The organism is Pseudomonas wayambapalatensis, from assembly GCF_049942315.1.
GTDB lineage: Bacteria > Pseudomonadota > Gammaproteobacteria > Pseudomonadales > Pseudomonadaceae > Aquipseudomonas > Aquipseudomonas wayambapalatensis.
Genome location: NZ_JBNFMU010000222.1, coordinates 26,995 through 42,075, shown reverse-complemented (window position 1 = coordinate 42,075; position 15,081 = coordinate 26,995). Strand labels below are relative to the sequence as shown.

General features: G+C 60.9%; 15 protein-coding genes. 9 read left to right on the top strand and 6 right to left on the bottom strand.

From position 1 onward, the window contains the following. Positions 1-103: 103 nt before the first annotated feature. The 8 genes from eat (at position 104) to ACPZMI_RS20605 (ending at position 7,602) form a co-directional block, all read left to right on the top strand. Positions 104-1,552 (top strand): ethanolamine permease, encoded by a 1,449-nt coding sequence (eat, locus tag ACPZMI_RS20640; RefSeq protein WP_426352952.1) that lies wholly within the window; start codon positions 104-106, stop codon positions 1,550-1,552. Positions 1,553-1,601: 49 nt separating this feature from the next. Next, a complete protein-coding gene (locus ACPZMI_RS20635) occupies positions 1,602-2,996 on the top strand; it encodes an ethanolamine ammonia-lyase subunit EutB (RefSeq protein ID WP_426352951.1) in 1,395 nt (464 codons plus the stop codon). 8 nt (positions 2,997-3,004) lie between these two features. Then, the gene (gene eutC / locus ACPZMI_RS20630) at positions 3,005-3,823 is read left to right on the top strand and encodes an ethanolamine ammonia-lyase subunit EutC (protein WP_186720316.1); all 819 of its coding nucleotides are present in this window, start codon (positions 3,005-3,007) and stop codon (positions 3,821-3,823) included. A gap of 108 nt (positions 3,824-3,931) precedes the next feature. Further along, positions 3,932-4,390: a GNAT family N-acetyltransferase gene (locus ACPZMI_RS20625; protein ID WP_186669225.1), complete on the top strand. Its 459-nt coding sequence runs from the start codon at positions 3,932-3,934 to the stop codon at positions 4,388-4,390. Between the two features lie 209 nt (positions 4,391-4,599). Further along, on the top strand, positions 4,600-5,247 hold the full coding sequence (locus ACPZMI_RS20620) for a DedA family protein (RefSeq protein ID WP_186669223.1): 648 nt from the start codon (positions 4,600-4,602) through the stop codon (positions 5,245-5,247). A 6-nt stretch (positions 5,248-5,253) separates the two neighbouring features. Then, positions 5,254-6,069 (top strand): M90 family metallopeptidase, encoded by an 816-nt coding sequence (locus ACPZMI_RS20615; protein ID WP_426352950.1) that lies wholly within the window; start codon positions 5,254-5,256, stop codon positions 6,067-6,069. 93 nt (positions 6,070-6,162) lie between these two features. Continuing rightward, positions 6,163-6,690 carry an inorganic diphosphatase gene (ppa, locus tag ACPZMI_RS20610; RefSeq protein WP_003255365.1) on the top strand — a complete coding sequence of 176 codons (528 nt, stop codon included), beginning with the start codon at positions 6,163-6,165 and terminating at the stop codon, positions 6,688-6,690. A gap of 225 nt (positions 6,691-6,915) precedes the next feature. Further along, the gene (locus ACPZMI_RS20605; protein WP_186669218.1) at positions 6,916-7,602 is read left to right on the top strand and encodes a LexA family transcriptional regulator; all 687 of its coding nucleotides are present in this window, start codon (positions 6,916-6,918) and stop codon (positions 7,600-7,602) included. Positions 7,603-7,869: 267 nt separating this feature from the next. Here the strand turns inward: ACPZMI_RS20605 and ACPZMI_RS20600 are convergent, their stop codons facing one another. The 6 genes from ACPZMI_RS20600 to ACPZMI_RS20575 all read right to left on the bottom strand — a co-directional run bounded on the left by ACPZMI_RS20600 (position 7,870) and on the right by ACPZMI_RS20575 (position 13,794). Continuing rightward, the gene (locus tag ACPZMI_RS20600) at positions 7,870-8,376 is read right to left on the bottom strand and encodes a fimbrial protein (RefSeq protein ID WP_186669216.1); all 507 of its coding nucleotides are present in this window, start codon (positions 8,374-8,376) and stop codon (positions 7,870-7,872) included. A 16-nt stretch (positions 8,377-8,392) separates the two neighbouring features. Then, a complete protein-coding gene (locus ACPZMI_RS20595) occupies positions 8,393-8,872 on the bottom strand; it encodes a fimbrial protein (RefSeq protein WP_186710326.1) in 480 nt (159 codons plus the stop codon). Between the two features lie 17 nt (positions 8,873-8,889). Beyond that, the gene (locus ACPZMI_RS20590) at positions 8,890-9,810 is read right to left on the bottom strand and encodes a fimbrial protein (protein ID WP_426352949.1); all 921 of its coding nucleotides are present in this window, start codon (positions 9,808-9,810) and stop codon (positions 8,890-8,892) included. A gap of 11 nt (positions 9,811-9,821) precedes the next feature. Further along, positions 9,822-12,407, bottom strand: coding sequence for a fimbria/pilus outer membrane usher protein (locus ACPZMI_RS20585; RefSeq protein ID WP_426352948.1), 2,586 nt, complete (start codon positions 12,405-12,407; stop codon positions 9,822-9,824). A gap of 42 nt (positions 12,408-12,449) precedes the next feature. Next, a complete protein-coding gene (locus ACPZMI_RS20580; protein WP_426352947.1) occupies positions 12,450-13,151 on the bottom strand; it encodes a fimbrial biogenesis chaperone in 702 nt (233 codons plus the stop codon). Between the two features lie 61 nt (positions 13,152-13,212). Next, positions 13,213-13,794, bottom strand: a complete 582-nt coding sequence (locus tag ACPZMI_RS20575) for a fimbrial protein (protein ID WP_186669210.1) — start codon at positions 13,792-13,794, stop codon at positions 13,213-13,215. 845 nt (positions 13,795-14,639) lie between these two features. Here ACPZMI_RS20575 and ACPZMI_RS20570 point away from each other — a divergent pair. Further along, complete coding sequence (locus ACPZMI_RS20570; protein WP_186669209.1) at positions 14,640-14,984, top strand: hypothetical protein; 345 nt, start codon at positions 14,640-14,642, stop codon at positions 14,982-14,984. Positions 14,985-15,081 lie beyond the last annotated feature (97 nt).

Below are 15,081 nucleotides of genomic sequence, written 5' to 3'. Positions count from 1 at the left end.
CTGGGCCGCAAAGCGGCCCCAACCGCTCTGGCTCGCTTCCTGCAACACAAATCACCAAGGCCCGGAACCCCTCCGGCCAGCAAAAAAAACAACAGGTGAAACCATGCCAAGCGATCACTCCGCCGGCACGCCGGCAAGTTCCTCCGTAGATTTCGAGAAAGTCGGCTCCGACTATTTCCAGCAACGTGAACTGAAAAAAGGCGCCGCAGGCTGGGTCCTGCTGGTGGGCCTGGGCGTGGCCTACGTGATTTCCGGCGACTACGCCGGCTGGAACTTCGGCCTCGCCCAAGGCGGCTGGGGCGGCATGTTCCTGGCCACGCTGCTGATGGCCACCATGTACCTGTGCATGTGCTTCTCGCTGGCCGAGCTGTCCTCGATGATCCCCACCGCGGGCGGCGGCTACGGCTTCGCGCGCAGCGCGTTCGGGCCCTGGGGCGGCTTTCTCACCGGCACGGCGATCCTCATCGAATACGCCATCGCCCCTGCCGCCATCGCCGTGTTCATCGGCGCCTACTGCCAATCGCTGTTCGGCATCGGCGGCTGGATGATCTACCTGGCGTTCTACATCGTCTTCATCGGCATCCACATCTTCGGCGTCGGCGAGGCGCTGAAGCTGATGTTCATCATCACCGCCATCGCTGCGATTGCACTGGCGGTGTTCCTGATCGGCATGGTGCCCCATTTTGATGCAGCCAACCTGTTCGACATCGCCAAGACCGACGCCGTCGGCGCCAGCAGCTTCCTGCCATTTGGCTATGTCGGCATCTGGGCGGCAATCCCCTATGCGATCTGGTTCTTCCTCGCCGTCGAAGGCGTGCCCCTGGCCGCCGAAGAGACCAAGAACCCCAAGCGCGACCTGCCCCGCGGCCTGATCGGCGCGATGCTGGTGCTGCTGGCCTTCGCCCTGCTGATCCTGGTGGTCGGCCCCGGCGGCGCCGGCTCCGAAGCGCTCAAGGCTTCGGGCAACCCGCTGGTCGAGGCGCTGTCGAAGGCGTACGGCGGCTCGACCTGGATGGGCGGCTTCGTCAACCTGGTGGGCCTGGCCGGGCTGATCGCCAGCTTCTTCTCGATCATCTACGCCTATTCGCGGCAGATCTTCGCACTTTCACGCGCGGGCTACCTGCCGCGCAAGCTCTCGGAAACCAACAAGAGCAAGGCGCCGGTACTGGCCCTGGTGATCCCCGGCATCATCGGTTTCGCCCTGTCGCTGACCGGCCAGGGTGACCTGTTGATCCTGGTCGCGGTGTTCGGTGCCACCTTGTCCTACGTGCTGATGATGGCCGCGCACATCACCCTGCGCATCCGCCGGCCGAAGATGGAGCGCCCGTACCGCACTCCCGGCGGCATCTTCACTTCGGGCGTGGCCCTGGTGCTGGCCTGCATCGCCGTGGTCGCCGGCTTCCTGGTCGACCCACGCGTGGTGATTGGCGCTGCCGTGATCTATGCGATATTAATTGCCTACTTTGCTTTCTACAGTCGCCACCATCTGGTGGCCGGGACGCCGGAAGAGGAATTCGCCGCGATCCAGAAGGCCGAAGAGGCCCTGCACTGATCGCCGACTTACGCCGCAGGCCAGCCCTGCGGCGCCCTGGAGATTCTGTATGGCAAGTTTCGTACACACGGTAGGCAATCTGGTCTACCGCTTCGACAGCCTCAAGGAAGTCATGGCCAAGGCCAGCCCGGCGCGCTCGGGCGACTTCCTGGCCGGTGTTGCCGCCAGCAACGACGGTGAGCGGGTCGCCGCACAAATGGCCCTGGCCAGCATCCCGCTCAGTCACTTTCTCAACGAAGCGCTGATCCCCTACGAACAGGACGAGATCACCCGGCTGATCATCGACACCCATGACGCCGCCGCCTTCGCCCCGGTCAGCCACCTCACCGTCGGCGGCCTGCGTGACTGGCTGCTCAGCGAGGCGGCCGACGAAGCCAGCCTGCGCGCCCTGGCCCCCGGCCTGACGCCGGAAATGGCCGCCGCCGTATCCAAGATCATGCGTGTCCAGGACCTGGTGCTGGTGGCGCAGAAGATCCGCGTGGTCACTACCTTTCGCGGCACCATGGGCCTGCGCGGGCGGCTGTCGACCCGCCTGCAGCCCAACCACCCCACCGACGAGCCGGCTGGCATCGCCGCCAGCATCCTCGACGGCCTGCTGTACGGCAACGGCGACGCCATGATCGGCATCAACCCGGCCACCGACAGCATCGCCTCGATCTGCGCCCTGCTGGAAATGCTCGATGCGATCATCCAGCGCTACGACATTCCCACCCAGGCCTGCGTGCTCACCCACGTCACCACCTCGATCGAGGCGATCAACCGAGGCGTGCCGCTGGACCTGGTGTTCCAGTCCATCGCCGGGACCGAGGCCGCCAACGCCGGCTTCGGCATCAACCTCAACGTGCTTCAGGAAGGCTACGAGGCCGGGCTGTCGCTCAAGCGCGGCACCCTCGGGCAGAATCTCATGTACTTCGAGACCGGCCAGGGCAGCGCGCTGTCGGCCAACGCCCACCACGGCGCCGATCAACAGACCTGCGAGACCCGCGCCTACGCCGTGGCTCGGCATTTCAAGCCATTCCTGGTCAATACCGTGGTCGGTTTCATCGGCCCGGAGTACCTGTACAACGGCAAGCAGATCATCCGCGCCGGCCTGGAAGACCACTTCTGCGGCAAGCTGCTCGGCGTGCCGATGGGCTGCGACATCTGCTACACCAACCACGCCGAAGCCGACCAGGACGACATGGACACCCTGCTGACCCTGCTCGGTGTAGCCGGGATCAACTTCATCATGGGCATCCCTGGCTCCGACGACATCATGCTCAACTACCAGACCACCTCGTTCCACGACGCGCTTTACGCGCGCCAGACCCTCGGCCTGAAACCCGGCCCGGAATTCGAAGCCTGGCTGGAACGCACCGGCATCTTCACCCAGGCCGACGGCCGGGTGCGCTTCGGCGACAACCTGCCTCCGGCCTTCCGCCACGCGCTGGCGCAGCTCGCATAGGGACGACCATGGACCGACATACCCCCACACATGACAATCCCTGGCTGGCCCTGCGCAACCTGACGCCCGCGCGCATTGCCCTGGGCCGTACCGGCACAAGCCTGCCGACCGGGGCGCAACTGGACTTCCAGTTCGCCCACGCCCAGGCTCGCGATGCGGTACACCTGCCCTTCGACCATGCCGGCCTGCGCCAGCAACTGAGCGACCGTGGCCGTGACAGTCTTTTGCTGCACAGCGCCGCTGCCGATCGTCACCAGTACCTGCAGCGTCCCGATCTGGGCCGTCGTCTGAGCGACGACTCGGCGCTGAAACTGCGCGAACACGCCCAGGCCAACCCGGGCGGCGTCGATCTGGCAATCGTGGTGGCCGACGGCCTCTCGGCGTTGGCCGTGCATCGCCACACCTTGCCGTTGCTGAGTCGCTTCGAGGAACAGGCCGCCGCCGATGGCTGGAGCAGCGCCCCGGTGATCCTGGTGGAGCAGGGACGGGTCGCGGTGGCCGACGAGGTCGGCGAGCTGCTCGGTGCGCGGATGACCGTGATGCTGATCGGCGAACGCCCCGGCCTGAGCTCGCCCGACAGCCTGGGCCTGTACTTCACCTACGCCCCGAAAGTGGGCCTGACCGACGCCTACCGCAACTGCATTTCCAACGTGCGCCTGGAAGGCCTGAGCTACGGCATGGCCGCGCATCGCCTGCTGTACCTGATGCGCGAGGCCTGTCGCCGGCAGCTTTCAGGGGTGAACCTGAAGGATGAAGCCGAGGTCCACAGCATCGACAGCGAAAATTCCCCCAAAAAATGCGGAAACTTCCTGCTCGGTGAAGGGTAAAAAACATGTAACCCAAGGCGGATTGCGCTTCTAGGCTGCCTTGGGGCAGCATGCCGGTACGAGGCAGCTTGCATCCCCCCGTTCCCACATGGACTCTGAGGCCTGCTCATGCGCATCATCAAGGCAACCCTGGAACACCTCGACCTGCTCACCCCGCTGTTCGTCACCTATCGCGAGTTCTACGGGCAACTGCCCTACCCCGATACTTCGCGCACCTTCCTCGAGAAGCGCCTGAAACGCGGCGAGTCAGTGATCTATCTGGCCCTCCCGGATGACGACGACCACAAGCTGCTGGGCTTCTGCCAGCTCTACCCGAGCTTCTCGTCACTGTCGCTCAAGCGCGTGTGGATCCTCAACGACATCTACGTAGCCGAGGATTCCCGGCGCATGCTGGTGGCCGACCACCTGATGCGCGAAGCCAAGAAGATGGCGAAGGAAACCAACGCCGTACGCATGCGCGTGTCCACCAGCAGCAACAACGAGGTGGCGATGAAAACCTACGAGTCCATGGGCTTTCGCAAGGATACCGAGTTCGAGAACTACGTCCTGCCGATCAGCCAGGATTGACCAGCCGGGCTTCTGGCCTGTGGGGACGGCACCTGCCGTCCCGTAACCCGCCGCTACAAACTCCCCGGGCATCTTCCCGACTTCGCCGTATAATGCCCCATTCGTCATGTGTGAAAAGTTACCTATCCACCGGTGAACATGCCCACGCAAAATGACGTCGTCCGTCATCGCGCGCCCGTGGAAGCGGGTCAAGACAACAGGTGCTGTACATGGAATTCAACCCGCTGGACCTTATCCTGCATCTCGATGCCTACCTCGACCTGCTGGTGACCAACTATGGTCCCTGGATCTACGCCATCCTGTTCGCGGTGATCTTCTGCGAGACCGGCCTGGTGGTCATGCCCTTCCTGCCGGGCGATTCGCTGCTGTTCATCGCCGGCGCCGTGGCCGCGGGCGGTGGCATGGACCCGGTACTGCTCGCCGGCCTGCTGATGATCGCGGCGATCCTGGGCGACAGCACCAACTACGTGATCGGACGCACGGCCGGAGAACGGCTGTTCCGCAACCCGAACTCGAAGATTTTCCGCCGCGACTACCTGCAGCGCACCCACGAATTCTACGAACGCCACGGCGGCAAGACCGTCACCCTGGCGCGCTTCCTGCCGATACTGCGCACCTTCGCGCCATTCGTCGCCGGCATCGCCCACATGCATTACCCGCGCTTCCTCGGCTTCAGCGTCGCCGGCACCCTGCTGTGGGTCGGTGGCCTGGTCACCCTGGGCTACTTTTTCGGCAACGTGCCCTTCATCAAGCAGCACCTGTCGCTGATGGTCGTAGCCATCATCGTCCTGTCGCTGGTGCCGATGATCCTCGGTTTGCTGCGTGGCCGGCTGGGCCGTACCGCCAAGGCCCACTGACCGTCCATGTGGTCGTTCAGCGCCTGGCGGCGCAAGCGCACCCTGGCGCGCTACCAGGTCGATCAAGCACTGTGGCAGGCGATCCGTGACCGTCTGCCCCTGCTCGACGGCATCAGCGACGAGGAAGACCGCTGGCTGCGCGAGGCCAGCGTGCTGTTTCTCTACGACAAGCACCTCACCACCCTGCCCGGCGTCGAGCTGGACGACGAGCAGCGCCTGTTCCTCGCGGCCCAGGCCCAGCTACCGCTGCTGCACCTGGGCGAGCTGAACTGGTACCAGGGCTTTCACGAGATCATCCTCTACCCCGACGACTTCAAGAGCCCGCAGCGCCACCGCGACGCCAGTGGTGTCGAGCACGTGTGGGACGCCGAACACAGCGGCGAGGCCTGGCAGCAGGGCCCGGTGATCATGGCCTGGGCCGGCGTCGAGGCCAGCGGCGGCTGGGAAGCCTACAACCTGGTGATCCACGAGCTGGCGCACAAGCTCGACATGCTCAACGGCGACGCCAATGGCCTGCCGCCCCTGCACCCAGGCATGGACGTCAGTGCCTGGGCCGAGGCCATGCAACAGGCCTACGACGACCTCAACCGCCAGCTCGACGCCAACCCTGACCTGGAAACGGCCATCGACCCCTACGCAGCGGAAAACCCGGCCGAGTTCTTCGCCGTGACCAGTGAATACTTCTTCAGTGCCCCTGACTTGCTGCATGAAAGTTATCCACAGGTGTACCGGCAATTGTCGCTGTTCTACCGCCAGGACCCGCTGGCCCGCCTGACACGCCTGCAAGCCGAGCACCCGCAGTACCGCGACGCCTCCGTCTGATCTGCCCGCACATCAGGCCGACCGTGGCATGCGTTGGCGGAATGTGCCTATAATCGCCGCCACTTTTTTGGTCAATCACGGGGGCAAAGCCCAATGAGCTACAGCAAGATTCCTGCGGGCAAGGACCTGCCGAACGACATCTACGTCGCCATCGAGATCCCGGCCAACCACGCGCCGATCAAATACGAGATCGACAAGGACAGCGATACCCTGTTCGTCGACCGTTTCATGGCAACCCCGATGTTCTACCCAGCCAACTACGGCTTCATCCCCAACACCCTGGCCGACGACGGTGATCCGCTGGACGTGCTGGTCGTCACCCCGTACCCGGTCGCCCCAGGCTCGGTGATTCGCGCCCGTCCGGTCGGCGTGCTGAACATGACCGACGACGGCGGCGGCGACGCCAAGGTCATCGCCGTACCGCACGACAAGCTGTCGCAGCTGTACGTCGACGTGAAAGAGTACACCGACCTGCCGGCCCTGCTGATCCAGCAGATCGAGCACTTCTTCGCCAACTACAAGGATCTGGAGAAGGGCAAGTGGGTCAAGATCGAAGGTTGGGAAGGCGCTGACGCCGCCCGCGCCGCGATCACTAAGTCGGTTGCCGCCTACAAGGGCTGATGACCGCCTTGCCATGAAAAAACCCGGCCATGTGTGCCGGGTTTTTTTATGCCTGTCAGATACAGACACCGTTTTCTTGCGGGGTCTTCAAATGCCTCATCCAGAAATAAGAGAAAAATCCCACATTAGCCTGCAAAAGCGGCCGACAAAAACTCCAGATTCCCACCATCAGCATAAACATCCTGTTTATTTCCTCGCCTCGCGCCACAATCTAGACTCGCCGCCATGAACAATTCCGGTGACCGTCTCAAGACCCTTCTGCAGGAATGTGGCCTGACCGCTTCCGACTTCGCCGCCCAGCGCAAGGTCACGCCCCAGCACGTGAACAATTGGTTCAAACGGGGTATTCCCCTGGCGCGCCTGGACGAACTCGCCGACCTGTTCTGCGTCCATCGCCGCTGGCTGCGCAACGGCGAAGGCCCCAAGCACCCGAGCCCGATCCTGCGTCCCGGCCTGCCTCAACCCGAAACCACGCTACCCGGCCATGGCGGCAGGCAGATCTGCGTCGATTTCCACCGCCTGCTCGACGGCCTGCTCATACCGGATCCGGACCGCCACCTGCTGGTGTCGGCCCAGGCCTTGGAGACGCTCGGCATCCTCCCGGAAAATGCCATCTGCCTGGACATGCCGGACGCCAACATGGCCCCGCTGATCCCCATTGGCGCCGCCCTGGCCATCGACCGCAGCCTGACCCGCGTGGTCGACGGGCAGACCTACGCGCTGCTGCACGAGGGCCGGCTGCGGGTGCACAGCCTCAGCGTGGGGCAGAACGGCACGCTGTGCCTGCACAGCCACGACCGACGCAACTACGCCGTCGAGCGCTACACCCCGGCCCAGCGCCACGCCCAGGGCATGCAGGTATTGGGTTGGGTATTCTGGTGGTCGTGGTTCAGCCGTCAGCGGCCCGTATGACACACCCGGTGCCAATTTTCGCTGGGCATCCCTGGCGAGCCCTAGTATGCTACGCGGCACATTTAGCCGAGGGTCGGCACAAGCCGCATCCCAGAGCACCTGACGACGCCCCACACGGCCGTTTGTCATCTTTTTCAGGCCTCGATGGCCAACCTGTTAAGGCGGTTGCGGCTTACCAAAAATTAGCCAAGCCCGTCCCCGAGAGCCGGCCACAAGCCGGCTTTTTATTTGTCCGAAGAAATCCAATAGTACTCATCGGCCTTCCCCTCACAAATACTCCATAACCATCAGCAACTGTGTCTGATACCCCCCAACCGCTGGAGTCTGATCCCCCATCTTGATCGCCTTGGCTCCCAAACTAAGCTGCAGATTTCCACCGGAAACGGTGAACGCCAACACTTCGTTGAGCCGCAAAGCAGATGTCGGCGAGGCCGAAGTCAGGTCACGCAGCCGCAGACGCAAACCCAGTCCATTGAGGGTGGTCTTGAGCGTGGCGTCGTCGTATGCCGCATCAGCCGGCACCAGGCGCAGATTCACCCGAGTATCGTCGGCGCAGCGAAACGCCAGCGGCACGTCGGTCCAAGGAGATGAGCCAGCCGTCAGTTCGTTGCGGCTTATCGCTGGCAACGAAACGCTCTGGCTCTGCGGGAACAGTGTGGTGCACAAAGGCCGTACCAACGCGCCGGTAACTTGCAGCTCACTCGCTGCGTCGGCGCGGACCAGGCTTGCCTGGCACATCAACACAGGCAGGCACAGTGCAATGATCCCCCTCATCCCAGCCCCCGTCGATTTACAGATAAACAATATTCACGACCGCCGAGGCCGAAAAGGCTCCCTCAGTCAGCGCGCCCTGCGCAACCAGCCTGGCCGACATACCAAGATCGACTGCCCCCGATACATTGCTCACCGTCCGCGCCACCCCGCGCACATTGATGGCGGTGTTGTTGTCCTTGCGCAGCAGCTGGTAGCCGAGGTTCGCTCGACCGGCAGATGCGATGGTGTCGGTCAGCGCGCTCGAAGCCGTAATTGCGATCGTGAACGATGAGTTAGCGGGACAGGTGAGCGCCAGGGGCAGATCGATTGCCGGCGCTGCGGCCACTTTGTCGTATTCGATACTGCCAAAATTGGCGGTGAGGGTTCTGGCGCTGGTCAAGGTGCACGGCGGTCGCGTGAGAGTGCCACTCACGTTGATGGTCACCGACTCGGTAGCGGCGTTAGCTGATGCGCTCATTACAAGGGCAGCCGCAGCACAAAAAAATGGAATTCTCATGGTTCAGCTCCGGAAGATCAGGGGTACGTTAGCGTTAGGGTGTACTGGCTGGAAAAATTGCCTGTTGGCGGAGCGCCCGCATTATTCAACCTCGGCTGAAAGCGCAAACTCAGGTTGTTAGTGCCCGCTGCCAGCGCGATGCTTCGCGCGCTGCCAAGTGCGACCGGGCTGTTCGTGTCAGCCCAGGTGCTGGCCATGGACAAGCCGGACAAGGTGGTCGCGGAAAGTCCTTGTGCCGCGTTCACGACAGCTTGCGTGGGTGTGAGGGTTGCACGAATGGTCGATGCTGACTGGCAGTTGACAGCGATGTTCGCTACCTGACTGGCGCTTGCAGTTTCAGCGTTCGACAGCGTACCGAAGTACACGTTGGAAGGTGCGGTGGAGTTCAACCTGCAGGCCGGGTTTGCCACGGTGTATTGCACCAACCCGGAATAAACCCACTCCGACCAATTCTCGTAGCCGCCAATGGAAGTGATTGCGTAGTTGAACTGCAGAAAGTAGGGCCCAGGCCTGTCCACCGCCCTCGTGTAGATATTGGTCGAAATCGTGAATCGCGTGCCGACAGGCAGCGCGGTGCAGCCGTTAGGCATGCAAGTCGTACCGGTAGTTCCAAGCCCCCCCCGACTGACTTGCTGACCGTTGGCCATGACCACAAATGTGCCAAGGGGTGTACCGTTCGAATATTGCGCGTTGTAAGTGATGTTGGCACCGACGGGGAAGCGCCGAGTGATGTTGCAATCAAGGCTCACGGGAATCGTGAATATATCGCCCGGAGCCAAGGTGCCTCTGTCCATTTGCAAAGGCGTGCTGGCGCAGGTCAAGTTGTTGCCGACGAACGCTTGCGCAGCGGGGTGGAACAGCACCGCCATGATCATGATGAGTGCTGTCCAGCACGTCTGGGCCATGTTCGGGCGAGGGGTTGAGGTAAGAAGCTTCATATCAAGAATCCTTAGGAGCTCATCGGTGAACGCGCGCAGGTGATCGCTATCTGCTCGATGCCTTCGCCCTTGAGCGCGAAGTGTTCGAGATCCAAAGGCGCTTGACACCAAGGTTTGCCGTCCACCTCGACGATCAATTGCGATACATCCGGCACCCCCGTGAGGTATACCCGGCCGCTGTCGGCAATCATGGCGCTACTGAGCAAATGGCCGGCCTGGTCACTGAGAGTGGCCTGGGCCGCAAACGGCGCTTCCTCACCGTCTGGTGTCACCAGCCTGACCAACAGACGTCGACCGTTACGGGTTTCGAAAGCCGCCTTGATGAAGGCGCCGCGTGTAGGCAAGACTTCTTGGACCAGATCACTGATGTCAGTGGTGTCAGACAAGGTGTCGGTGTTGAGCGACACTTTGTTAGCCCGATAAGGCTGAGCTGACGGCACGATGGTATAGCCGGACTGATTGGTGCGGATGCCGCTGCGCGACTTAACGCCAACGCCAGCGGCGCCCGGCGTAGAGACGATGATGTTGGTCTCGCCCAATGGCTGGGTGAACATGACAGTATCGCTGGTGGCGACCAGGCCACCTTCGACGCCATAGTCGAATTGCGTGCTTTGCCGATCAGAGCTGTAGGCACCATGCCAAACGGCATTGGCGGCGTTGTAGCGCGCGGCCAGCGAATGTCCCGTCAAGCGGTCACCCTGGGTATCGCGTTGCTCCAGGCCCAGGTTGTAGGTCAATGCGTTGTCGGCAAGCAGCGAGTCGCTCAAATTGAGGTTGCGGTTGGCGTTGCCAGCATTGTCGCGGCTGGCTCCCGCACTTACCCTGCGACTCGACCCTGGACCGCCGAGCGGCAGGCTGACCCCTATCGATACACTGTTCTGCGTTTGCCCTGCCCCGCGCGCTTGGGCCAGGCTCAGGGTATAGGCTGCACTGCCGACGCTGAAGTTATAGCCCAATTGAAGCGAGGTGGTACTGCGTGTCTGGTTCCAGAACTGGGTCTTGCTAAGGTTGGCAAACATTCCGCCATACGCGCCGAACTGCTGCGAAATATTGGCGGTGAACGCACTTTTCATATGCCCGGAAAAGTACTCGGAAGCTAACAACGCGCTGTCGAGCAGGTGTTCGTCATCAATCACTGCGGTCGCAGGCGATTTGGCACGCAAGTTGACCGCCTCGTTGAAACTGTAATAGCCCGCTGTGGAATAACGGTAGCCAACCAGACTGAAATTGGTGTCGGTCGCCTCTACGGACTTCGAGTAGCGAAAGCGATACGACTGGCCAGAACTGCTGCGCGCATCGATACCACGCGTCGCTGCCTGAGTCACGTCAAGAGAAATTGCGCCAAAGCCTGCGATGTCCTGCGCGATGCCGAACAGCGCGGAACGATAATCAGCGCTCAAGATGCTGCCGGCCAGCAGCGTCGTGCCGCTGGCCACGCCGCGGCGGTAGCTAAGCTGGGCGAAGGTCGGTTTTGGCAGGCCGGACGTCGAGTTGGCGGAACGATACTGGCCCACGGTGAATTCATAGCTCTGCTGCCCTTCGCGCAGCATGTAAGGCACCGACGAGAACGATTGAACGTAGACCTGACGATCGCCATTGGGCCCCTCCACGGTCACTTCGATGTCACCATTATTGGGTGTGGAATACAGGTTTTTCAGCGCAAACGGGCCAGACGGCACCCACTGCTCGCTAATGACATAACCACGTTGACGCAGCGTCACCAACGAGCGACCGTTGGCGATCCCGCGGATCACTGGGGCGAAGTTACGCGCATCATCCGGCAGCATGTCCAAGTCCGTCGCGACACTGACGCCGCGATAGGAAATCGCATCGAACAAGTCACTGCTGGTCGCACCCTCGCCAACGGTCGCAATGGCCATGCTGTCGCCGAGCGCATGCTGGACATAGGTATCCACCGACTTCCACTGGCCTGCCGTGCCAGTACTTTTCTGGTACGTAGAGAAATTACGCAGACGCCATGCACCGGCATTGATCCCACTGCGCAGGCTGCCGAATTCTGCTTGCCGGCGGCTGTTGTCGTTGCGGTTATCGCTGCCGGTGAACGTGTAGTTGGCGAACGCCACAGACTCACCGTCCGACCAACGCCGACGCCGCAACTCGAAGGGCACTTCGCCAATGAACGCTTGAGGGACTTGCAACTGCAACTGCTGTTTGCCGAAGTTGTAGTCATACGTCACGCCAGCCAAGCTGCCGGAAAACGCTATACACCCATGTTCGTAACTTTCGGCGCTCGCAAGACGGTCAGTATCGACGCCCAACTCCTGCAACGCAGCCAGGGTAAAGCAAGGGTACAACGCGGTGATGCTCGCCGGCTGGTCTGCCGGCGTGCGGATGAACTGAACATCCCGCACATCCAGCGCCTTGCCGTTCAAGCTGAGCGACACCTGGTAGATTCCGGGCAATTGGCCTTGACTGAGCGCACCAACTTGCGCAACCACAGCCTCACCGCCGCGTCCTCCGCCGATTTCCAGAAAGCTGGGATCGAAATCAATGGCAGCCAGCGCACTGGATGGACCAGCGCAAACGAAAACCAAGGATAGACAGGCAGCCGGGGTGTGACGCAGCCGCTGACTCATGCGCCCCGTTGCCATGGCGTATCCCTCATGCAAGCAAATGAATTAATTGACCAGGGTCTTTACCGGTGCTTCGACTGCGCTGCCGTACTCATTGATGTAAGTAAGGTTAATCGTGTCGCCTGCGCGTACAGGGAGGTCAACGATCCTACTTTCGCCTGGCTTGATGAGTTCGAGCAGCCCTTTACGCTCGATGCCATTGACCACCAGCTTGCTGACGACCACGTGGTAGCCAGACGGGTTTTGAATATGCAGACGGCCCCGTCCAGCTGAAGCTTTTAGCCCTGCCACAGCGTCAACTAAATTGCCTTGCAACCCCTCAGGGCGATAAAACAGTTTGATACTGGTTTTAACGGCAATCTGCAGTACGTTCTGATGGGCCGGATCGGTGGACTTTGCGGGAATAGCTTTTACATTGACCGTAAACAAACTTTCTTTATCGCTGGCGAAGACACTTTTATCGATGGCCATAATCCGCAGCATGTTCTGACTACCGGGATCGAGGCGAAACAATGGAGGCGTAATCAGAAAGGCATCGCTGCTGCTCTCACTGCCACCGTACTCACTGACCCAGGACTGGATCAGATAAGGAATATTGTCTTCGGCGGAGTTGGTTACTGACAGGCTCGCTTCCTTTTGCTTGGCCTGATAGACGACCCGCGTGGCGCCTACATTGACACCCGCATGCGCCAGCACGCTGCTAAGGCTAAGTACCAGGGCGAACAACCCTGCGAGTTTCGATTTCATCTGATGTCACACCCTTGGCCCAGGATCCACGCTGCACGTGGACCCTGGTGATTCAGCGTAATTAGCGATAAGTGATGTCGAAGCTGGCAATGGCATTGACGCGACCGGTGCCAATACCACGCGCAGTGACGGCACCGTCGGTGTCTACCGTGTCGGCTACCAGGCGCACGTAAGAGGCAGTGAAGTCGAAGGTGTTGCTGGCTGGGCGCAGGCTGTAGGCAGCGCTTTCAGTGTTGAGCGGCAGCTTGGCACCGGTGCGGGCATCGGCGATCTGAATACCCACGCCTGCAACCTGATTGCTGCCGACCATGCCCAATACCGTCGCATCGCTGGCGGCTTGCTGACCGCTGAACTTCACGGTTGCGTTACGCAGAGTCGGCCCGCTGCAGTTCTCCAGCGAAATGCTGAAAGGTGTACCGCCATTGGCAGCCAGGGCACCGACGGTATTTGGGAAGTCTGCGATACGCACTTGACCCATATCGACAGACTGAGTAGCACTTTGAGTATTGATTGTGCACGCGTTGTCATTGACCACGCCTGTGAACTCGATTTGACCATCGGCCGCTTGCGCAGCGGTGAGCATGAAAGAAGTTACCAGGGCAGCGCAGGACAATGCGGAGTATTTGATTGAACGAACAGACATGACAGGCCTCGCTTTATAAGTGATAGGTCCCTGGCAACGCATACTGTCAGCAGGGGATTGAACTATCGCTTAGCTCACCCGTGATCAACATAAGACGAATCTCAAAAGCCAATCTGCCCAGCACAGGGCAACTAATAGAGGCAGAGGCGCCATTCAGCAAATAGGTTTCCACGGAAAAATAGTTGGCCTTCAGGCATTAGGAAACCCCAAGCGAAGTTTCTGACCAACCGGAAATGGGCGGCATGGGCATGCAGAAAAGCCCGATGTTCAGGTGCTGATTTTATTGGATGACCAATGCAACGCTTTGGTTATCCGCCCCTGGTGCACAGCCCCCCACACCACGAAATGATTGCCAGCGTACCTGCGACGAGCCGCAATCTGCCAGATCGCGGGTCGCCCTTCATGCGCCGGCCGTTTCTCCACGCCGGTATGACCCGCTTCGGCACAGATAAAACTTTCCTAGGGTCTGTATGAAAAGCCTTGAGACGAAGGTCAGGCAAGGCGAAAACAGCCGAGGAAGCGGAGTTTACGGGTTGTAAATGAGCATTCCGAGGCTGTTTTCAACGCAGCATCACCGAGTATCAAGGTTTTTCATACAGAGCCTAGCCATGCAACAGGTGGCGGGCGCCGCTACATCGGCCACATTCGCCGCGGCACCATGCCCGGGCAGTTGATCAGAGTGCTATTTCAGCCCCGCTAAGGAGGTCTGTACTGACTTGATGGAAAAATCCTCGCGGCAGGGAATCGTGCATGCCGGACCATTCGTCGGGTGAAAGGATTCAGCTATCACCCTATTTGGCCGCCAGCCGATAAGCCGATTAGTCACACAAAATTGGAATGCAAACATGAAAGGATTTTTCGTTGCTGCGGTGCTCTGCTCTTTGCCCCTATTGAGCCAGGCCGAAGATAGGACGCCGCTGCATGGCACTGTGCGCTTCACTGGAGCGGTGGTGACTGGACTCTGCAATGTCACCACTTACAGCCAAGGCAGGGTGTGGGAATCATGTGCGCAGGATGCGACGTTTTCGACCTTGACGGTTCAAGCCGCTGCGAGCACACCGCCCCAGCACATCAGCATCCAGCCATTGCCGCAGCCCTCAACCAAGATGGATCAGGAGTATGTACTGATCAACGCCACGGGCAGCGCGGTCAAACAAGGCCGCTATGTGATTACCCAGAAAGTGCTTTGAAGCATGCCTAAGCATCCCCCCATGCTCAGCAGCCGCTGACCAAGGCTTGCCGACTAGAGATTGAGATCCGTCCTATTCAGGACACGGCAGCCGCGCA